The organism is Pannonibacter sp. Q-1 (assembly GCF_054073275.1).
This window is the reverse complement of record NZ_JBSXNB010000002.1, coordinates 566,842-586,759: the sequence shown is the minus strand read 5'-3', so window position 1 is coordinate 586,759 and position 19,918 is coordinate 566,842. Positions and strand designations below refer to the sequence as shown.

The 19,918-nt window shown below is 63.6% G+C and carries 18 protein-coding genes, 1 pseudogene and 1 riboswitch; of the genes and pseudogenes, 10 read left to right on the top strand and 9 right to left on the bottom strand.

All coding sequences use genetic code 11. The features are described from left to right. The first annotated feature begins 2 nt into the window (after positions 1–2). Genes cobO through ACVNHC_RS06665 form a run of 3 tightly spaced genes read left to right on the top strand, consistent with a single transcriptional unit; the run spans position 3 to position 2,595 of the window. Positions 3–638 (top strand): cob(I)yrinic acid a,c-diamide adenosyltransferase, encoded by a 636-nt coding sequence (gene cobO / locus ACVNHC_RS06675; RefSeq protein WP_055456822.1) that lies wholly within the window; start codon positions 3–5, stop codon positions 636–638. A gap of 8 nt (positions 639–646) precedes the next feature. Further along, positions 647–1,114 carry a GNAT family N-acetyltransferase gene (locus tag ACVNHC_RS06670; RefSeq protein ID WP_457166787.1) on the top strand — a complete coding sequence of 156 codons (468 nt, stop codon included), beginning with the start codon at positions 647–649 and terminating at the stop codon, positions 1,112–1,114. Between the two features lie 26 nt (positions 1,115–1,140). After that, positions 1,141–2,595 carry a cobyric acid synthase gene (locus ACVNHC_RS06665; RefSeq protein ID WP_457166922.1) on the top strand — a complete coding sequence of 485 codons (1,455 nt, stop codon included), beginning with the start codon at positions 1,141–1,143 and terminating at the stop codon, positions 2,593–2,595. Positions 2,596–2,602: 7 nt separating this feature from the next. Here ACVNHC_RS06665 and ACVNHC_RS06660 read toward each other — a convergent pair whose 3' ends face one another. Further along, a complete protein-coding gene (locus tag ACVNHC_RS06660; RefSeq protein WP_244284743.1) occupies positions 2,603–2,914 on the bottom strand; it encodes a hypothetical protein in 312 nt (103 codons plus the stop codon). 148 nt (positions 2,915–3,062) lie between these two features. After that, positions 3,063–3,428 carry a dihydroneopterin aldolase gene (gene folB / locus ACVNHC_RS06655; protein ID WP_457166786.1) on the bottom strand — a complete coding sequence of 122 codons (366 nt, stop codon included), beginning with the start codon at positions 3,426–3,428 and terminating at the stop codon, positions 3,063–3,065. A gap of 258 nt (positions 3,429–3,686) precedes the next feature. Here folB and ACVNHC_RS06650 point away from each other — a divergent pair, with 258 nt between their 5' ends. The 3 genes from ACVNHC_RS06650 (at position 3,687) to ACVNHC_RS06640 (ending at position 7,572) form a co-directional block, all read left to right on the top strand. Beyond that, entirely contained in the window at positions 3,687–5,699 is a 2,013-nt protein-coding gene (locus ACVNHC_RS06650; RefSeq protein ID WP_457166785.1) for an acetyl-CoA carboxylase biotin carboxylase subunit, read from the top strand. Further along, positions 5,696–6,361 carry an HAD family hydrolase gene (locus tag ACVNHC_RS06645; protein ID WP_457166784.1) on the top strand — a complete coding sequence of 222 codons (666 nt, stop codon included), beginning with the start codon at positions 5,696–5,698 and terminating at the stop codon, positions 6,359–6,361. Before ACVNHC_RS06650 ends, ACVNHC_RS06645 begins: the two co-directional genes overlap by 4 nt. Positions 6,362–6,421: 60 nt before the next feature. Beyond that, positions 6,422–6,579: riboswitch (FMN riboswitch) on the top strand. A 90-nt stretch (positions 6,580–6,669) separates the two neighbouring features. Next, positions 6,670–7,572, top strand: coding sequence for a DMT family transporter (locus tag ACVNHC_RS06640; RefSeq protein ID WP_457166783.1), 903 nt, complete (start codon positions 6,670–6,672; stop codon positions 7,570–7,572). A 13-nt stretch (positions 7,573–7,585) separates the two neighbouring features. Here the strand turns inward: ACVNHC_RS06640 and ACVNHC_RS06635 are convergent, their stop codons facing one another. After that, positions 7,586–8,023 (bottom strand): rhodanese-like domain-containing protein, encoded by a 438-nt coding sequence (locus ACVNHC_RS06635; RefSeq protein ID WP_457166921.1) that lies wholly within the window; start codon positions 8,021–8,023, stop codon positions 7,586–7,588. A gap of 146 nt (positions 8,024–8,169) precedes the next feature. Between ACVNHC_RS06635 and ACVNHC_RS06630 the strand changes: the two genes are divergently transcribed. Then, positions 8,170–9,234, top strand: a complete 1,065-nt coding sequence (locus tag ACVNHC_RS06630; RefSeq protein ID WP_457166782.1) for a helix-turn-helix domain-containing protein — start codon at positions 8,170–8,172, stop codon at positions 9,232–9,234. On the opposite strand, the pseudogene ACVNHC_RS06625 reads toward ACVNHC_RS06630, so the two are convergent. Further along, a pseudogene (locus ACVNHC_RS06625) lies at positions 9,195–9,506 on the bottom strand (AAA family ATPase); the annotation flags it as partial. The gene ACVNHC_RS06630 and the pseudogene ACVNHC_RS06625 sit on opposite strands and share 40 nt — an antisense overlap. 162 nt (positions 9,507–9,668) lie before the next feature. On the opposite strand from ACVNHC_RS06625, the gene ACVNHC_RS06620 reads away from it, so the two are divergent. Further along, positions 9,669–13,370: an SIR2 family protein gene (locus tag ACVNHC_RS06620; RefSeq protein ID WP_374629292.1), complete on the top strand. Its 3,702-nt coding sequence runs from the start codon at positions 9,669–9,671 to the stop codon at positions 13,368–13,370. Here ACVNHC_RS06620 and ACVNHC_RS06615 read toward each other — a convergent pair. The 5 genes from ACVNHC_RS06615 to ACVNHC_RS06595 all read right to left on the bottom strand — a co-directional run bounded on the left by ACVNHC_RS06615 (position 13,340) and on the right by ACVNHC_RS06595 (position 17,409). Further along, positions 13,340–13,738 carry a tyrosine-type recombinase/integrase gene (locus ACVNHC_RS06615; RefSeq protein ID WP_374629291.1) on the bottom strand — a complete coding sequence of 133 codons (399 nt, stop codon included), beginning with the start codon at positions 13,736–13,738 and terminating at the stop codon, positions 13,340–13,342. The genes ACVNHC_RS06620 and ACVNHC_RS06615 overlap by 31 nt on opposite strands. 126 nt (positions 13,739–13,864) lie before the next feature. Further along, the gene (locus ACVNHC_RS06610; RefSeq protein ID WP_457166781.1) at positions 13,865–14,614 is read right to left on the bottom strand and encodes an ABC transporter ATP-binding protein; all 750 of its coding nucleotides are present in this window, start codon (positions 14,612–14,614) and stop codon (positions 13,865–13,867) included. Continuing rightward, positions 14,611–15,447, bottom strand: coding sequence for an ABC transporter ATP-binding protein (locus ACVNHC_RS06605; protein WP_457166780.1), 837 nt, complete (start codon positions 15,445–15,447; stop codon positions 14,611–14,613). The genes ACVNHC_RS06610 and ACVNHC_RS06605 overlap by 4 nt, the downstream gene beginning before the upstream one ends. A gap of 10 nt (positions 15,448–15,457) precedes the next feature. Then, the gene (locus tag ACVNHC_RS06600; RefSeq protein ID WP_374629288.1) at positions 15,458–16,360 is read right to left on the bottom strand and encodes an ABC transporter permease; all 903 of its coding nucleotides are present in this window, start codon (positions 16,358–16,360) and stop codon (positions 15,458–15,460) included. Further along, positions 16,357–17,409, bottom strand: coding sequence for an ABC transporter permease (locus ACVNHC_RS06595; RefSeq protein WP_457166779.1), 1,053 nt, complete (start codon positions 17,407–17,409; stop codon positions 16,357–16,359). Before ACVNHC_RS06595 ends, ACVNHC_RS06600 begins: the two co-directional genes overlap by 4 nt. A gap of 80 nt (positions 17,410–17,489) precedes the next feature. On the opposite strand from ACVNHC_RS06595, the gene ACVNHC_RS06590 reads away from it, so the two are divergent. Next, complete coding sequence (locus tag ACVNHC_RS06590; protein WP_457166778.1) at positions 17,490–18,110, top strand: helix-turn-helix domain-containing protein; 621 nt, start codon at positions 17,490–17,492, stop codon at positions 18,108–18,110. A 50-nt stretch (positions 18,111–18,160) separates the two neighbouring features. Then, complete coding sequence (locus tag ACVNHC_RS06585; protein ID WP_457166777.1) at positions 18,161–19,765, top strand: ABC transporter substrate-binding protein; 1,605 nt, start codon at positions 18,161–18,163, stop codon at positions 19,763–19,765. Positions 19,766–19,918: the final 153 nt, after the last annotated feature.

The window sequence follows — 19,918 nt, the reverse complement described above, 5'->3', positions numbered from 1 at the left end:
CCGTGACCGAGACCGACACCGAGATTCAGACCGAAGAAGACCTGAACGCCCGCCATGCCGAGAAGATGCGCAAGAAGAAGGCGGCGCGCGACAAGATCATGGCCACCAAGACCATCGAGAAGGGTCTGACCATCGTCCACACCGGCAAGGGCAAGGGCAAGTCCACCGCAGGCTTCGGCATGGTGTTCCGCTCCCTCGGTCATGGCCACCGGGTCGGTGTGGTGCAGTTCGTCAAGGGCCGCCTCGACACGGGCGAAACCCATGCGCTGGAGCGCTTTGCCGATCTCGTCACCGTCAAGCGCATGGGTGAGGGCTTCACCTGGGAAACGCAGGACCGCCAGCGCGACATCGCCGCGGCGCAGGAAGCCTGGGATGCGGCCAAGGAGATGATCACCAGCGGTGACTACCGGATGGTGCTCTGCGACGAGTTGAACATCGTGCTGCGCTACGATTATCTCGACATTGCCGAGGTGGTGGCGTTTCTGAAGGATGAGAAGCCGGAAGACGTCCATGTCGTCATCACCGGCCGCAACGCCAAGGATGAGCTGATCGAGGTGGCCGATCTCGTCACCGAGATGGAGCAGGTGAAACACCCCTTCCGCTCCGGCGTGAAGCCGCAGGCGGGGGTGGAATATTAGGAGAAACCATGCCCGTTATTCGCCGTCCTCGTCCGGAAGAAGCCGAAGCGGTTGCGGAGTGCCTGCGCCGGTCCATCGTCGAGCTTTGCCATGCGGATCATGGCGGCGATCCTGACAAATACACGCCATGGATTGCCAACAAGACGGCCGAGAACATGGTCCGCTGGATGGATCAGGCTGAGGGGTTCCTCGTCGCTGAAGACGGAGCAGGCGGGGTCGCGGCGGTTGCGCTGGCTTCTGGCGCAGGGGAGATCCATCTGAATTATGTACATCCCGAGCACCGCTTCAAGGGCTACTCCCGCGCGCTGATGCTGGAGCTTGAAACGTGGGTCCGGGACTTGGGCCACACCCGAATACGGCTGAACAGCACACAGACGGCGAAGACATTTTATCTCGCCCTGGGATATCGCGAAGACGGAGAGAGCTTCGAGCAGGGCGGCATGCACTTCCTGCGCCTCGCAAAGGATCTGACGTGACAGGACTGCCGCGCAAGCCCGCCCTGATGGTGCAGGGCACGGGATCGAATGTGGGCAAGAGCCTGATCGTCGCGGGCCTGTGCCGTCATTTTGCCAATCAGGGCCTGACGGTTGCCCCCTTCAAGCCGCAGAACATGTCGAACAATGCTGCTGTCACAGTTGATGGCGGCGAGATTGGCCGGGCGCAGGCGTTGCAGGCCATGGCCTGCCGGATGCCGGCCACCGTGCACATGAACCCGGTGCTGCTGAAGCCGGAGACGGATACGGGCGCTCAGGTGATCGTGCAGGGCCGCCGCTTCGGCACCATGCGGGCGCGTGAATATGGCTCGCGCAAGGCCGAGCTGCTGCCGAAGGTGCTTGAAAGTTTCGCTCTTCTGTCGCTAGAGGCGGATCTGGTGCTGGTGGAAGGGGCAGGCAGCCCGGCGGAGATCAATCTGCGCCAGGGCGACATTGCCAACATGGGCTTTGCACAAGCCGCTGACCTGCCGGTGCTTCTGTGCGGGGATATCGACCGGGGCGGGGTGATTGCCTCGCTGGTCGGCACCCATGCGGTGCTGGAGCCACAGGAGCGCGCCCGCATCCGTGCCTTTTTCATCAACCGCTTCCGGGGTGATCCGTCGCTGTTCGATGATGGCCTTGGCGAGATCGTCCGCCGCACGGGCTGGGCCTCAGCCGGGGTGGTGCCGTGGTTTGCAAACGCCGGGCTGCTGCCGGCCGAAGATGCGCTGGGTCTTGAGGATGGTCTCGGCAACGGGCCGGTGAAGATCGCCGTGCCGGTTCTCGCCCGCATTGCCAATTTCGATGATCTCGACCCTCTGCGGCAGGAGCCGGGGGTGACGCTGGTGCTGGTGCAGCCCGGCCAGCCGCTGCCGGGGGATGCGGATGTGGTGCTGCTGCCCGGCACCAAGTCCACCATGGGCGATCTGGCTTTCCTGCGGGCGCAGGGCTGGGACATCGACCTTGCCGCCCATCACCGGCGCGGCGGGCGGATCATCGGGCTTTGCGGCGGCTATCAGATGCTGGGCCGCACCATTGCCGATCCGGACGGGATCGAGGGCCGGGCGGGCACGGTTGAGGGGCTCGGTTTCCTCGATGTGCAAACGGTGCTGACGGCGGACAAGAAACTCCGCGAGGCGAAAGGCACCTTCCTGCCTACGGGCGTGCCTATCTCCGGCTATGAGATCCACCTTGGAGAGACCTCAGGCCCGGATTGTGCAAGGCCGGTTCTGAGCCTTGAGGACAGCGCAGGCGGCTTGCGGCACGATGGGGCGCAGAGTGCCGATGGCCGGGTGCTGGGCACCTATCTGCACGGGCTTTTCACGGGAGACGCGTTCCGCGCCGCCTGGCTGTCAGGCCTCGGGGCGGCAGCGGAAGTCTCCTACACGGCGTCCATTGACGCAGTGCTGGATGAACTGGCCGGGCATCTGGCCCGCCACATGGACATGGGCCTGATCCTGCGCCTTGCCCGGTCACGGGTGTGAAGGCAGATCAGTCATCCCAGCCGAAGCGGTTGTTGAAGGCCGGTTCCTGGCATTTGTAGGCCACCGGGCACTGCGGCGTGTCGCGCGTGGCAGCGGTCACCGGCACCGCCTCTTCCCAGCGGTCGCAATAGGAGTGATTGGCGACGAAACGGTCATAGGTGTAAGGCCCGGTGGTGAAGACCACGGCACCATTGCGCAGCACGGTCTGCTGAGCTTCGGCGCAGGTCATCTGCCGCAGGTCGGGCCTTGCTGCGGCAACGCTCGTGCCAGCTGCGAGGACCGTCAGCGCAAGGGCCGCATGTCGCATGAATCCAGACATCATCATCTCCATCAAGACGCACCCGATCCTTCTGCTCCCTCAAGGGAAGCGGCAAGTCCGGGGAAACACCTGCCGGTTTGAGATATAACGGCCCGGTGGAACCTAGGTTCCCGCAGACGGGCGGCAAGGGCAGGGCAGCCCGCACGCCTTAACGATCGCGTGTGCGCTCCAGCTCGACACTGGCGCGCCCCTGTGCAATGGGAAGAGGCGCACCCGGCTTGTGCACCCGCACCCGCACCTTTTCGATCCGGCTGTCGGCCGCCAGAACCGCCTCGATGATCGCCCCGGCCAGGCGCTCGATGAGATTGAAGCGGTTGTTCAGCACCACGCCTTCGATGGTCTTCACCAGCATGCCATAGCAGACCGTAAGGTCATACTCGTCTTCGCGGCTGGCGGGCCCGAGATCGAGCCAGCAGCTCATGTCGACGATGAACCTCTGGCCCAGGCGCATCTCCTCCTCGTAGAGCCCGTGATAGGCGTAGAAGGCAAGATCTTCGAGGTGAATGGCATCCATGGAGGGCTCACAGGCTGGCGCCGCGGCAGATAAGGGCGGCAGGCCAGCGGGTGATAGGCGATTGGCCGGGGAAAATCCAGCGCCGGGCTTTGAGGCCGCAGATGCCTGCCGGCTGGCAATGCTGCACCGGCTCATCCTTTGGTGATATTGCGCCGCAGGTACAGCCCGCCTAAAACCCAAGGAAGGCTGACAAATATCGCTGGCAAACCGTTCATCACGCGACGGAACGGGCCAGATGGACGCGGGAGCAGGCGAGGCATGTTTTCAAAGATCCTGATCGCAAACCGGGGCGAGATCGCCTGCCGGGTCATCAAGACCGCGAAGCGCATGGGCATCAGGACCGTAGCCGTCTATTCCGACGCCGACCGGGACGCTCTGCATGTGGAAATGGCCGACGAGGCAGTGCATATCGGCCCGGCTGCGGCCTCCGAATCCTATCTGGTGATGGACAAGATCATCGCCGCCTGCAAGCAGACCGGCGCCAAGGCCGTGCATCCGGGCTATGGCTTCCTGTCCGAGCGCGCCGCCTTCCCGGCAGCGCTGGCAGCGGAAGGCATCGTCTTCATCGGCCCCAACCCCAAGGCGATCGAGGCCATGGGTGACAAGATCGAATCCAAGAAATTCGCCAATGCGGCCAGGGTCAGCACCGTGCCGGGCTATCTGGGGGTGATCGAGTCTCCCGAAGAGGCCGTGCAGATCGCGGAGGAAATCGGCTATCCGGTGATGATCAAGGCCTCCGCCGGTGGCGGCGGCAAGGGCATGCGCATCGCCTGGAACGCCGGTGAAGTGCATGAGGGCTTTGCCCGCTCCAAGTCGGAAGCCGCATCCTCCTTCGGCGATGACCGGGTGTTCATCGAGAAATTCATCCAGAACCCGCGCCACATCGAAATTCAGGTGCTGGGCGACAAGCATGGCAACGTGATCTATCTGGGCGAGCGCGAATGCTCCATCCAGCGCCGCAACCAGAAGGTCATCGAGGAAGCCCCGTCGCCGCTCTTGGACGAGGCCACCCGCCGCGCCATGGGCGAGCAGGCGGTGGCCCTTGCCAAGGCTGTGAACTACGACAGTGCCGGCACGGTGGAATTCGTCGCCGGGCAGGACAAGAGCTTCTTCTTCCTGGAAATGAACACCCGCCTGCAGGTGGAGCATCCGGTGACCGAACTGATCACCGGCATCGATCTGGTCGAGCAGATGATCCGCGTTGCCGCCGGAGAAAAGCTCTCCATCAGCCAGTCCGATGTGAAGCTGAACGGCTGGGCCGTGGAAAGCCGCATCTATGCGGAAGACCCGTACCGCAATTTCCTGCCCTCCATCGGCCGGCTGGTGCGCTACAGCCCGCCGGAGGAAAAAATGAGCGATGGCGTGACCGTGCGCAACGACACGGGCGTGGTCGAGGGCTCGGAAATCTCCATGTTCTATGACCCGATGATCGCCAAACTGGTCACCCATGCGCCGGACCGGGCCGGGGCGATCGCGGCCATGTCCGAAGCGCTTGATGCCTTCTATGTGGATGGCATCCAGCACAACGTGCCCTTCCTGACCTCGCTGATGAACCATCCGCGCTGGCGCGCAGGCACCCTCTCCACCGGCTTCATCGCCGAAGAATATCCCGAAGGCTTTGCCCCGGCGGAGCCGGATGCGGCCGCACTGGAGACGCTGGCTGCCGTGGCGCTGACCATGGAAACCCTGCGGCGCGAGCGGCTGGACCATCTGCCGGGCCGCCTGCGCCCGCATTCTGGTGCGGTGCGCGAAGCCTGGACCGTGAAGGTCGGCAAGGCCTATATCCCCGTGCGCCTCACCGAAGGCTACCCCGGCACGCCCATCGAGATGGACATTGCCGTGGGCGAGGGCACGCCGGTGACGGTCACCTCCAGCTGGGTACCGGGGGATGCGTTGTGGAACGGCACGGTGGGCGGCAAGCGCGTCACGGTGCAGGTGCGCCCGGTGCGCAGCGGCTACCGGCTCGACTGGCAGGGATTCTCCGTCATCGCCCGCGTCATGACCCCGCGCACGGCGGAGCTGGATGCGCTGATGCCGGAAAAGCTGCCGCCGGACACCTCCTGCCTGCTGCTGTGCCCGATGCCGGGCCTCGTCGTCTCCATCGCCGTCACCGAAGGGCAGGAGGTGAAGGCTGGTGAGCAGCTGGCCATCGTCGAAGCCATGAAGATGGAAAACGTGCTTCGCGCCGAACGTGACTGTGTTATCTCCTCGATCAAGGCCAAGCCCGGCGACAGCCTGGCGGTGGATGCCGTGATCATGGAGTTTGAATGACGCAGTCCTCTGGCGGGATCGATACGGTCCTGTTCGATCTGGACGGAACCCTCACCGATCCTTTCACCGGGATCACGCGGTCCATCCAGCATGCCCTCGCAGCCCTGGGCGCCGTTGTGCCGCCAGCCGAAGAACTCGGCTGGTGCATCGGCCCGCCGCTGTGGGACAGCTTTGCTGTTCTGCTCAACAGCAGTGACAGGGCGCTCCTGGACCGGGCCGTGGCGCTCTACCGCGAGCGCTACACGGCCACCGGCCTTTTCGAGAACGAGCTGATCACCGGCATTGAGCCGTTGACCCGCCAGCTGGCGGCGGCCGGTTTCACCCTCTATGTCGCCACCTCCAAGCCCCATGCCTATGCGGGCAAGATCGTCGAGCATTTCGGCCTGATGCCGGATTTCGTCCGCGTTTATGGCTCGGAGCTGGACGGCACCCGTTCGGCCAAGGCGGAGCTGATCGCCTATCTCCTGGCTGAGGAGGGGCGCGAGGCCGGGCAGTGTGTCATGATCGGGGACCGCAAGCACGACCTGATCGGCGCCAATGCCAACGGGTTGCGCAGCATCGGCGTGCTCTGGGGCTATGGCTCGCGCGAGGAGCTGGAGGCGGAAAAGCCCGCGCTGATCGCCGCCGAGCCAGCTGATATCGGCAGCTGGCTTTCAGTCTGACTGAAAAATCCTGATCTGCCCTCTTGCGTCAACAGGGCAGGCGGGTCTATGCCTTGGCACAGAAGTTCTCGGGGCGGGGTGCAATTCCCCACCGGCGGTATCAGGCAGGATCGTTCCTGCCCGGAGCCCGCGAGCGCCTCTCCGGCTTGCCGGAGAGGGTCAGCAGATCCGGTGCGATGCCGGAGCCGACGGTATAGTCCGGATGAAAGAGAGCTTGTGCGCCAGCCGGCCCACCCGCCGCAACGGGTGCGGCTTGCCATGTGCATGATTGTCCCCGGGGACATGACGACAGCGTTGGAGCGCCGTGCATGTCCGCAAATACCTATTCACGCCAGCCGCTTGCGGCCGCCGCCTGCATGGTGGGGGCAGGAGCATCCTTTGCCATCGTCAATCTGTGCCTGCAGGGCGCGACGATGCTGCACGGGCTGCCCGCCTCAAGTGCGGCCTTCTGGCAATACTTCGTCGCCTTCCTCTTCGCTCTGCCGCTGGTGCTGCGCGGCGGGTTGAGGCGCTTCACCATGCGCCGTCCCGGCCTGCATGCCCTGCGTGTGGTGCTGGCCGTTGGCGGGGTGCAGGCCTGGGCCTTCGGTCTGGCCCATGTGCCGATCTGGCAGGCCATTGCGCTGGTGATGACCTCGCCCTTCTTCGTCATCGCCGGGGCGCGGCTGTTCCTGGGAGAGGCCGTCAGCCCGTTGCGCTGGCTGGCAACGCTCACCGGCTTTGCCGGCGGCATGATCTTGCTGGCGCCCTGGTCGGAGGACTTCGTTCTGGCCAGCCTTCTGCCGGTTCTGGCGGCTGCCCTGTGGGGCGGGGCGTCGCTTGTCACCAAGCGCCTGACCGGTGAGGAAGAGCCGGAAACGGTGACCCTCTTCCTCCTGATGCTGCTGACGCCCGCCAACGCGCTGATGGCGCTGGCCGACGGCGGCACGGTGCTGCCGCAGGGCTGGGGCATTGGTCTGGCGCTGGGCGCCGGGCTCTTCACCGTCAGCGCCAATTATCTGCTGACGCTGGCCTATGCCCGCGCAGATGCCGCCTTCGTACAGCCCTTCGATCACCTGAAACTGCCGCTCAACATCCTCGCCGGCTGGCTCGCCTTCGGCTTCGCACCGGAAGGCTACCTCTGGCCCGGTGCGGCCCTCATCCTTGCCGGTTCCTTCCTCGTTCTGGCCGACGAAAAACGCTCAGGCCGCCTGACCGCACAGGCGGTGTGAGAGCCTGTAGGCCTCAAGCCACCGTCCCCTCCAGCTCCGCAACGCTGCCCGGCTCCATGCCCTTTGCAAGGGCAAAGCCCTCGTCCAGCCAGCCGGTGACGCCGCCGATGAGTTCCTTGACGGGCAGGCCGAGCCGGGCGAGGCGGACGGCGGCCTTGTTGGCGCCGTTGCAATGCGGCCCGGCGCAATAGACGACGAAGAGCGAGCCTTCCGGAAACTCCGCCATCCGCCGCTCCGTCATCTTGCCATGGGGCAGGTTGAGCGCGCCCGGCAGATGGCCGCTTTCGTACAGCGCGGGGCTGCGCACATCCAGCAGCACGAAGTCCTGCTGTCCCGTGGCAAGGGCGTGATGCACGTCCCAGCAATCGGTCTCAAAGCCAAGCCGTGCCTCGAAATGGGCCAGAGCCTCGGCGGAAGGGGCGGCGGGAAACTGGGTCACGGAACTGGGCATCGTCTCATCCTCGTGTTTCTCCGGCGCGTCTGACTGCGGCAGGGCCGGGCTGGGATGGGCTGAAGATTGCCGGAAATCCGTTTCGTCACCATTGGCCTGAATGCCATTGTCCGGTAGGATCATGCCATGTGATCAAAGAGGGCATCATGGGCATTATGGGTGTTCAGGCGCAGGCCATCAGCCGCAAGGCAGCACAGCAGGCGCCGCTGGCGGTGGCGCTGGTCTATGAGGGGCTGAGCCTTTTTGAATTCTCCATCTGCACGGAGGTCTTTGCCTCGAAAAAGCCCGAGGTTGAGGGGCCGTGGTACCGTTTTGCCGCAGTCGCGGTGGAGATGGAGACTGTCTCGGCCAGCGGCGGCGTTTCGGTGCGGGCGGACGAACCGGTGAGTCTCATTGATGAGGCGGATATCATCCTCGTGCCCGGCTGGCCGGGGCGGGATCACCGGCTGCCGCCCGGCCTCAAGGACAGGCTTCAGAAAGCGCATGCACGCGGTGCGCGGCTGGTCACCTTCTGCAGCGGTGCCTTTCTGCTGGCGGCGGCGGGATTGCTGGACGGCCGCAGGGCGACGACGCACTGGCGCTACATTCCGGACCTGCGCCGTGTCGCGCCTGCCTCTGACATCGTCGAGGACGTGCTGTTCGTGGAAGATGGCACCGTGCTGACGGCGGCAGGGTCTGCGGCTGGCATCGATCTGTCCCTGTCGCTGGTCCGCCGGGATTTCGGCTGGCAGGCGGCCAATGCGCTGGCCCGCAGCCTTGTGGTTCCGGCGCAGCGGGAGGGCGGGCAGGCGCAGTTCGTGCCAAGGCCCGTTGCCCGTTTTCCTCAAGGCTCGCTGGCGCCCCTGCTGGAGCGGATCGAGCGGGAGCTGGATCAGGAGTGGGACTTGCAGCGCATGGCGGATGCCGCCTGCTGCAGCCTGCGCACCCTCAGCCGCCGCTTCCGCGATGCCACGGGTCTGGCCCCGATTGACTGGCTGATCCGCGCCCGAATCCGGCATGCCTGCCATCTGCTGGAGGCAAGCAGCGAGAGCATCGATGTCATCGCCGCCCGTTGCGGCTTCGGCGCGCCGGAAACCTTCCGCCTGCATTTCCGCCGGATCATGACCGTCCCGCCATCCCGCTACCGGGCGGAGTTTCAGGGCTCCACTAGTCCAATATCAGAGGAAGCTTCTCAGAACGCCTCGCTCCGCTCCACCAGTTCGCGGCCATAGGCACTGGTCAGAGCGCCCGCCTTCAGCGCAGAGACCGGCGCGATTTCCTCCAGCTGGCCATGGCGCAGCACACCCAGCCGGTCGCAGAGGAAGGAGACCACCGGCAGATCGTGGGTGACGAGCAGATAGGTGAGGCCGCGCTCCTCGCGCAGGGACTTCAGCAGGTTGAGGATTTCCGCCTGCACCGACACGTCGAGCGCCGAGGTCGGCTCATCCAGCAGCAGCAGCTCCGGCTCCAGCATCAGGGCGCGGGCGATGGCCACACGCTGGCGCGTGCATGATCACGGAATGCCTGCTAGTCAGGGCGAACTGCTGCGCGATATGAAAGGTTGGTTCACAGGCCGGGAGAGTTTCCCGCCGCCCGACGAGCGGGCGATGAGGTGGAAAGTTCCGGCGATCTGGAGGGGGATGAAGCGTGTATAGGGTGCTGGATTATGCGATTTGCTGAGAACGGCCCAGAAATTCCCCTTGATCTGGTTCTGGCTCAAGAAAAGGGTCAGACCATCTTCGTGTGCGGCGCTGGCGTGTCGCGCAGCGTCGGCTTGCCGCTGTTTAGGGGCCTCGTTGAAGGCGTGTATAAGAGCTTGGGCGAAGATTGGAATCTGCATCCAGCGGAACGGGAGGGGATGCGCGAAGGGGGAGCGCTGGAGGGCCAATATGACCGAGTACTTCGATGCCTAGAGCGGCGGCTGGTGGCATCGGACGCGCCTCGAAACCGCGGTATGCGAGATCGTATTAGGTCCGCCGTCCGAGATGTTCTGACGCCACCCGACAATGTCGATCTCGCCAATCATTTAGCTTTGCTGGAACTGTCGCGAGACGCAGAAGGGCGCAACCGGATTCTTACAACCAACTTTGACACGTTGTTTGAAAGAGCGTGGTTTGAGAAAAATCGATCTGCTATGGCCAGTCATGCTGGTGTGGCGATTCCGCAACCAAAGGTTGCTGGGTGTGCTGGCGTATTGCATCTTCACGGGAGGCTGGGCGATCCTCGACCCGAGCTTCACGCGATCGACACGGACCTGGTTCTGACCAGTGCAGAGTTTGGCGACGCTTATCTGCGCACCGGATGGGCCTCTCGTTACATTTACGATCTGGTGCGGGCGTACACCGTTGTGCTGGTCGGCTATCAAGCTGACGACCCTCCCATGCGGTATTTGCTCGAAGCTCTGGAGGCTGACCGCGAGCGATTTCCCGATTTGCAGAAGGTCTATGCCTTCGCTTCTTCAGAACCCGGAAATGAAGAGCTGGTTCGGGCGCTCTGGGCCGCGAAGGCGGTCGAACCGATTCTGTATAGGGCTGCAGGCGACGATCACTCGGCACTTTATGATTCCCTCCGGGAGTGGCGGAATTACGCGGAAGACCCCACTGAGTGGCGCAGCGGGCAACTGCGTCCCATTCTGGCGGAGACTCCCTCCGCCGTATCCGAGGGCCCCCTTCAGGAGTGCGTGGCGCTGCTGGGGCATGGCGACGCCTGTCAGTTGCTCGGCGATCTATCGCCAGCTGCGGAATGGCTACCTGTCCTTGTCGAAAAGCGCGTATTCGATCGAGATAGGTTGCTGCCGGGCGAATGGATCGCAAAACGCATCAACGACCCCTCAATGATTAGAGCCTGTGCGGGGCTCCCTACGCTCGACGAGCAGGCACGCTGGCATATTAACCGCGCGCTGGAACGCGAGCGGGCGGCTCTAACGCCTCTGCGTGCGAGAGCGTGGCGGCTTTTGCTTGCCGGCAAACGGACGACGCGCGCCGACTTTCTCGACGACAGCTGGTTTCTCATCGCACCGAACATAAAGCGTGGCGAAGCGGACTTTGAGGCGCGCCGTCTCATAAGCCGGATTCTGCGTCCGCGGCTGCAAATCAGAAAGGCGTTTCGCTGGGCCGAGGAAGTACGTGACGTTGATGCTCCGGAGGCTCTTCACGATCTGCTACATTTTGAGTTTGATTCTGCCAAACACCCGCCGGCCGATGAGATCCTGGCCGCCTGGCCGCAAGATGCCGATCAGGAAATCGCGCTTTTCCGTACGCTGGACAGGGCGCTGCTGGATGCGCTCGAAGAAGCTCAAGATGTTGGCCTTCTAGATGGCTGGGATGCGACAAATTTCGACGTGCCTTCCGTCGCACGGCATCCGCAGAACGCTCACCGATCGGGGTTCTACCCCATCACACGGGCGCTGGCGGATGTCTGGCATCGTTTGGTTGCTCGCGATGCCAATCGGGCTCGCGCGCTGGTTCAACCGTGGGCGGATTCGCCGTTTCTGCTGGTCCGCCGGCTTTCACTGTTTGCGCATGAGCACGCAGCGTTCACGCCTGCAGAGGCAGCGGCTGCCGTGATCAAACTCGACGATGAAGTGTTCTGGGGCAACGCGCGCGTGGAAATCATGCGCCTGCTCGCCACACGGTGGGCGCATTTCGGCAATCCTGACCGGCTGGCCATCGAAACCCGGATTCGTCAAGGCGCACCGCGCGATCTCTATTCCGCCGACGCCTTCGAGAATGAGGAGGAGTGGCGCTCCATACAAGACTCGTCGATTTTCAGACGTTTGAAGCGCATTGAGCTCGCGGGTGGGGCGCTGACAGCTGAGAGTCAGCAGGCAATTGGGGAGATTTCTGCGCGACATCCGACTTGGAGGCCGAGCGCAGGGGACCGTGACGATTTCCATTTCTGGCATGAAATGCGTTCAGGTCCGGACGGACAGCCCGAGCTGCTTGCGGATGTTGCCGACGAGGCGTTGGTGAAGGAGGCGATGCGCCTACAGCGCGAAAGGCACTTCGAACAAGGTGATGTTTGGCGTGTGTTTTGTTCCGCCGATCCGGAGCGTGCCCTGCGCGGGCTTCGGCTCGATGCGGACGACGGGCAGTGGGACGCAGAGGCGTGGCGCAGCCTGCTATGGGCCGCGAATGACAAGGGCGACGTCCCTTTTCAATTCGCGCTCGCCGATCTGATGTTGAGGATGCCCCAAGCCTCGCTTATCGATTTACTGCCTGCAGCAGCCTCCTGGTTGCAGCGGCAACGAGAGGCCTTGTCGGTGCCGGATCTGCCCGGCGGTCCCCGGTTCTTGCCGCTTTGGGATCTCTTCGCCGATCGAGCCTATGCACCTCAAAACGGCGCGGCCGAGGTGGAGCGCGACGACGACCTTCTAACGGAATCGCTGAATAGGCCCGGCGGTATGTTGGCTTGGTCCTTGCTGGATGCTCTCACTACATCGAAACCACAAAGGCACAGCGGGCTTGATGCTGAGCTCAAGCCTCGCTTTGATCGGCTTGCTAATGCACCTGGAAGGCCGGGCCTCTTGGCGCGTGTCTATCTCGCCCGTTCGCTAGCCTATCTTGAAGCGATCGATCCTGCATGGACTGAAATGAGCCTACAGCCACGTCTCAATTGGGACCATCCCGAAGCGTTATCATTGTGGCGTTCCTTTGCGCATGGCGGCGTTGGCTCGGCGCGTCTGTTCAATGCGCTCAAGCCCGCAGTGTTGGCAGCTTTCGAACGCCAGGACCTCTCCGACAATGAACTCGAAGGGCTGATGTCGAATTTGCTCAGTGTCGCCATTTGGCACCAGCGTGGGGAATCACCTGAGTACAACCTCACCACCGCAGAAGTCCGCCGTGCTCTCACCGTTGGGCCTGCCTCCGCGCGTCGGAATGTTTCATGGAATTTCTGGCGCATGATGGAGAAGGCTGGAGGCGGGAATGCTGAAGACGAAGATGCTGATGTTGACGTCCCCGACAAGCCAGCACGCTGGCGAACATTGGTTGGGCCGCTGTTCCGGCAAATCTGGCCACTTGATGTTCGCCTGCGCTCCAAGAGTACGAGTCAGAATCTCGTCCTGATGGCGCTTGAATGCGGTGACGCGTTCCCGGAAGCCGTCGATGCAATTCTTGATGTGATAGTCCCTTACCAACTGTACCAGATTTCGCATTCTCTGCGGCTGGAGAACCGGCACGGCGAGCTCGTTCGCCTGCATCCGCTGGCCTTCGTGAAGCTGACCAATGCACTGATCGACCCGACGCTATTTCCTGTTCCGAATGATCTCGCTGGGCTACTTGGTGAGTGTATCGCGGCCTGTCCCGACATTGCGCGTGATCCAGCATATCTCCGACTTCACGGGCTGCGGCGGCAACGAAACGCATAACCAATGCAGAGCTCCATTGTAAGATGTGACTTCAACTCTGCTAGTCGCGTATACTCCAATGTGGGGTTCAGGAGTTGATCCACATGTTCCACCTTGGCGCGGAGAGGTTCGTCGAGCAGGTGGGCGTAGCGTTGCGTTGTCTGAATTTGCAAGTGGCAGAGGAGCTTGCCGATCATCGGCAGCGTCATGCCGCCGGAAACTTGCAGCGATGCGAAGGTGTGGTTCAGATCATGGATGCGGACGCTGGGCAATTCGGCCTTCGCCCGCCAATCTTCCCAAAAAAGCTTAACGTTCTGCAAGTGCTTGCCTTCGGCGTCCCCCGGGAAACACCCTTTCGCAATCTTCGGGAGGCCTTGGTCGAAGAGCACCGGGTTGCCTTGCTGGAAGCCATGGCCCGCGTGCCGATGGGCGCCTGATGCCGGTTTCCGGCGGCTCCGAAAACAAAAAGGGCGGCTGATCGGGCCGCCCTTTTACGTTCAGGTCTGCAGCGTGTTTCAGGCTGCACGGATCTCGGCGAAGAAAGCCTCGCTGCGCTCCACCAGTTCGCGGCCATAGGCACTGGTCAGAGCGCCCGCCTTCAGCGCAGAGACCGGCGCGATTTCCTCCAGCTGGCCATGGCGCAGCACACCCAGCCGGTCGCAGAGGAAGGAGACCACCGGCAGATCGTGGGTGACGAGCAGATAGGTGAGGCCGCGCTCCTCGCGCAGGGACTTCAGCAGGTTGAGGATTTCCGCCTGCACGGACACGTCGAGTGCAGACGTGGGTTCATCAAGCAGCAGCAGCTCCGGCTCCAGCATCAGGGCGCGGGCGATAGCCACACGCTGGCGCTGGCCGCCGGAGAGCTGATGCGGCAGGCGGAAGCGGAACTTTCGGGCAAGGCCGACCGCATCCAGCATGGAGAGCACCCGCTGGTCCCGGTCACCAAGCCCATGGATTGCCAGCGGTTCGCTCAAGGTGTCATCCACCGTTTTGCGCGGATGCAGCGAGCCGTAGGGGTCCTGAAACACCATCTGCACATGGCGCATCATCGCCTTGGTGCGCTTGTGGCCGAGCGGCAGGCCGCTCAGCGTCAGCGCGCCGGACCAGTTGTCCACCTGTCCCGCCAGCGCCTTCAGGATGGTGGACTTGCCGGAGCCCGATTCCCCCACCAGCGCAAAACTCTCGCCGGTGGCGACGGAAAAGCTGACATCCCGCACCACCGCCGTGGCGCCATAGACAACCGTGAGGCCTTCAACGCCGATCATTTGAGTTTCTCCAGTGCCGCGCGGTCGAGCACGGGCAGGCGCTCGCGGGTCTCGTTGAGGCGGGGCAGGGAGGCGATGAGCCCCTGCGTGTAGGGGTGTTTCGCCTCCTGCAGCTTGCCTGCGGCGCACTCCTCGACGATTTCGCCGTTGAACATGACGAGGATGCGGTCGCACCAGTGCGAGACCATGTTGAGGTCGTGGCTGATCAGCATCAGGCCCATGCCCCGGCGGCGGACGAGATCGTCCATGATTTCCAGCACCTGCGCCCGGACGGAGACATCCAGCGCCGAGGTCGGCTCGTCGGCAATCATCAGGTCCGGCTCCAGGATCACCATCATGGCGATCATCACCCGCTGGCCCATGCCGCCCGAAACTTCATGCGGATAGAGCCCATAGACCCGCTCCGGATCATTGATCCGCACCGCTTCCAGCGCTTCCAGAACCTTGGCTTTGCGCGCCTTTGCGTTCATCCGGGTATGGAAGGCGAGGGCTTCGCCGATCTGCTCGCCGATGCGCATCACAGGGTTCAGCGAGAACTTCGGGTCCTGCATCACCATGGACATGCGCGCCCCGCGCAGGCGCCGGTATCCGGCCTCACCGGTTTTCGTAAGGTCAATGCCGTCAAACATCATCCGGTCTGCGGTGACGCGGCCCGGATGGCCGATCAGGCCCATGATCGACCGGCCGGTCATGGACTTGCCGGAGCCGGATTCCCCCACGATGCCAAGGCGCTCGCGGCCCAGCGAGAAGCTGATGCCCTTGACCACCTCCACCTCGCCGCGCTCGGTGGGGAAACGGACCTTGAGGTTCTGAACGTCGAGAAGCGTGCTCATGACCGGTCCCTCATTTCGTGCGCTGGCGCGGATCAAGCACGTCACGCAGACCGTCGCCGAAGAGGCAGAAGCCGAGGCTGACGATGACGATGGCAAAGCCGGGCATGGTGGCCACCCACCACTGATCCAGAATGAAAGCCCGCCCGCGGGAGATCATCGCCCCCCATTCGGGCAGCGGCGGCTGCGCCCCAAGGCCGAGGAAGCCGAGGCCTGCGGCCGTCAGGATGATCCCCGCCATATCCAGCGTGACGCGGACAATGGTGGAGGACATGCACAGCGGCAGGATGTGACGCAGGATGATGCGGCCATGGCTCGCGCCCTGCATCCGCACGGCGGCGATGAATTCGGCCTTGCGGATGGTCAGTGTTTCGGCGCGGGCAAGGCGGGCGTAGACCGGCCAGGCGGTGATGGCGATGGCAATCACCGCATTCTCGATGCCGGGCCCGAGGGCGGCAACAAAGGCAAGGGCGAGGATCAGCCGGGGCATGGAGAGGAAAATATCCGTGAGCCCCATGATGATCCGGTCCGCCACGCCGCCGAAATAGCCGGAGACGGCGCCGATGATGAGGCCGAGCGGCGCGGAAATGATCGCCACCAGCAGCACGATGAACAGCGTGATGCGGGCGCCATGGACAACACGGCTGAAAATGTCGCGGCCCAACTCGTCCGTGCCCATCCAGTGCGCGGCGGAGGGAGGCAGCAGGCGTTCGGTCAGCTGGCCTTCAATCGGGCTGTAGGGTGCGATCCATGGCGCGAAGGCGGCCGTCAGCAGCAGGGTGAGGATGATCACCAGCCCCACCACCGTCAGCGGATTGCGCAAGAGCGCGCGCAAGGTGCGGTAGGCCTGGCCCAGCTGGGCCTGCAGGCGGGTGGCGGGCGTTTCGTCCAGCAGCCAGTCGCGGGTCGAGCTCATGCGCGGGCCCTCGGGTCGAGAAGGAGATAAAGCGCATCAGACAGCTTGTTGATGCAGATGAAGACGGCGCCGATCACCAGCGTCGCGCCCAGCACCGCGTTCATGTCGGCATTGAGCAGGGCGTTGGTGAGGTAGTTGCCGATGCCCGGCCAGGAAAAGACGGTTTCGATCATCACCGAGCCCTCCAGCAGCCCGGCATAGGACAGTCCGATGACGGTGATCAGCTGCACGCGGATCGGGCGGAAGGCGTGGCGCCAGATCACCACCCGCTCCGGCGCGCCCTTGACGCGGGCGGTGGTGATGAATTCCTGCCCCAGCTGCTCCAGCATGAAGGAGCGGGTCATGCGGGCGATATAGGCGAGGGCGAAGAAGCCGAGGATGGTGGCCGGCAGGATGATGTGGGCGAAGGCGCTTCTGAAGCTGTCCATGTCGCGGTCGATCAGACTGTCCACCAGCAGCAGCCCGGTGCGCGGCGTCACCATGCCATCAAGGAAGATGTCGATCCGTCCCGGCCCGCCAACCCACTTGAGCTTGGCGTAAAACAGCACGAGACCGACAAGCCCAAGCCAGAAGGCAGGGATGGCATAGCCGGCAAGGCCGATGACGCGGATGATCTGGTCGATGACGCTGCCCTGCCGCGCGGCGGCCCACACACCCAGCGGCACGCCAACGGCGACACCGATGATGATGCCGAGCGTCGCCATCTCGAAGGTGGCGGGGAACACCCGCGCCAGATCCTCGATCACCGGATTGGAGGTCGTCACCGCCCGGCCGAGATCGCCCTGCAGCACATCGCCCACATAGCGGACGAACTGGACGGGCAGCGGATCATCGATGCCCATCTGCAGGCGCACCGCATCATAGACTTCCTTCGGTGCCCGGTCGCCGACGACAGCCAGCACCGGGTCAATCGGCACGACGCGGCCGATGACAAAGGTGATGGCGAGCAGGCCGAGAAAGGTCAGCGCAATCGTGGCGGCAAACCACAGCAGGGAAGCGAGCCGGGCAGGAAGGGCGCCCCGGCGGCCGGTCAGGGTGGCGTTGCTCACGGCGTTTTCCTTGCCAGTTAAACTTCTTTTGACGTAGCAAAATTTTTTTACTAGCGTCAAAGAAATTTTGGAGATCCGTGATGAGCAACGCCCTCAAGGACGCCGGGGAGATGCAAGCCGCCGCAACCGCTGCGCCAACGCCGCATTTTGGCGGCCGCATCCGCGAGTTGCGGCGCAAGGGGGATCTGACCCTACAGCAGTTGGCTGATCAAGCCGGTATTTCCATCGGCTTCCTGTCACAGGTCGAGCGCGGCAAGGCGACGCCCTCGCTGGGTACGCTGGCCGCCATTGCCGATGCGCTGGGCGTCGAGATTGACTGGTTCGTGGCGACGCCCCGGCCCGCCAACAGCGTCACGCGGGCGGGGGAGCGCGAGCTGTTCTCGCTGGGCGAGGGGGCCTTGTCCTACGAGCGGCTCAACACGGTGCTGCCGGGCGGCACGCTGTCGTCGGTCATCGTCCACATCCCGGTTGGCTATGCCTCGGAACAGACATCTCATACGGGCGAGGAACTGATCGTCGTGCTGGAAGGCACGCTACGCCAGACGCTGGGCGAAGCGGTCTTCACGCTCAACGCCGGAGACAGCCTGCATTTCATGGGCGACACGCCCCATTCCTTCGCCAATGCCGGAGACCGGCCCGTCCGCATCTTGTGGACCGGCAACACGCCCCGGCTCATTGGCCGAACCCCCGAACAGCCGTAGGGGGGCATGCCTGCGGCCAAGACAAACCTGCCTTCCTTCAGGAGAAGACAATGAAGCTTTTCAGAACCGCGTTTGCCGCCGGTCTGTTGTCGCTGACGGCCCTGACCACGCTGACCGCGCTGCCGGCCCAGTCCGCAACACCGGGCACGGCCCTCGTCGTCGCGCAGAACATCGATGACATCGTCACCATCGATCCGGCGACCGCCTATGAGTTTTCCTCCGGCGAATATGTCGTCAACGTCTACAACCAGCTCGTCCATTACGACGCAACGGACACCACGGCGCTGGCGCCGGGCCTTGCCAGCGAATGGGCCATCGACGCGGATAACAAGACCATCGTCTTCACGCTGCGGGATGGCGTGAAGTTCCACTCCGGCAATCCGCTGCGTGGCGAGGATGTGCTGGGCTCGTGGAAGCGCGTGCTGGTGCTCAACAAGGCGCCCGCCTTCATTCTCGCCAATCTCGGCTGGACCCCGGAAAACATCGAAGAGATGGTGACCGTGGACGGCAGCAAGATCACCGTCCGCTATGCCGGTGACTTCTCGCCGCTTTTCGTGCTCAACGTTCTGGCCGCCCGTGTTGCCTCCGTGGTCGACATGGAAACGGTCATGTCCCATCAGGAAAATGACGATCTGGGCAATGCCTGGCTGAACAAGAACTCCGCCGGCACCGGCCCGTTCAAGCTGCGCGCCTACCGGCCTTCCGAAATGCTGTCGCTGGAGGCCAACCCGGATTACTGGGGCGGCGCACCGGCCATGAAGCAGGTGGTCATCCGCCATGTGGCGGAAGCCGCCACCCAGCGCCTGCTGCTGGAATCCGGCGATGTGGACATGGCCAAGAACCTGACGCCGGATCAGGTGTCGGGTCTCGAAGGCAAGTCCGACATCAAGGTCGAAACCTATCCGCAGGCCGCCGTTCACTGGATTTCCTTCAACCAGAAGACCGAGGCCCTGACCAACAAGGCGCTGTGGGAGGCTGCCCGCTATCTCGTCGATTATGACGGCATGGCCAGCACCTTCCTGAAGGGTCAGATGATGGTGCATCAGGCTTTCTGGCCGGAAGGCTTTCCCGGCGCGGTCAATGACACGCCGTTCAAGTATGATCTGGAAAAGGCAAAGCAGATCCTCGCCGACGGCGGTGTCACGCTGCCGCTGACGATCCAGCTTGATGTGATCAACTCCAGCCCCTTCACCGACATGGCGCAGGCGCTGCAGTCGTCCTTCGCTCCGGCGGACATCAACTTCGAGATCATCCCCGGCACCGGCGCGCAGGTGATCACCAAGTACCGCGCCCGCACCCATCAGGGCATGCTGCTCTACTGGGGCCCGGACTTCATGGACCCGCATTCCAACGCCAAGGCCTTCGCCTACAACGCGGACAATTCGGACGACAAATATGCTTCGACGACCACCTGGCGCAATGCCTGGATGCCGCCGCAGGAGATCAACGAGAAGACCATGGCCGCGCTGACCGAAAAGTCGCCGGAAAAGCGCCTCGAAATGTATGGCGAACTGCAGCAGGCCATGCAGGCGGAATCGCCCTACGTGATCATGTTCCAGGCCGTCAAGCAGGTCGCCATGAACGGCAAGGTGCAGGGCTACGTCAACGGCGCCACGTCCGATTTCGTCTACTACCGTCTCGTGACCAAGAACTGAGGCAGTCTGCCTGAAAGATATTCCGGAGGGCGGCTGTGCTGCCTTCCGGGCCACCGGAAAAGCCTTTCCATCGTCATCCCGGACGAGAGCGAAGCGGAGATCCGGGACCGGTGAGCCAAGGCCTGCCGGCTGTATCTCCTTGAAACAACTTCC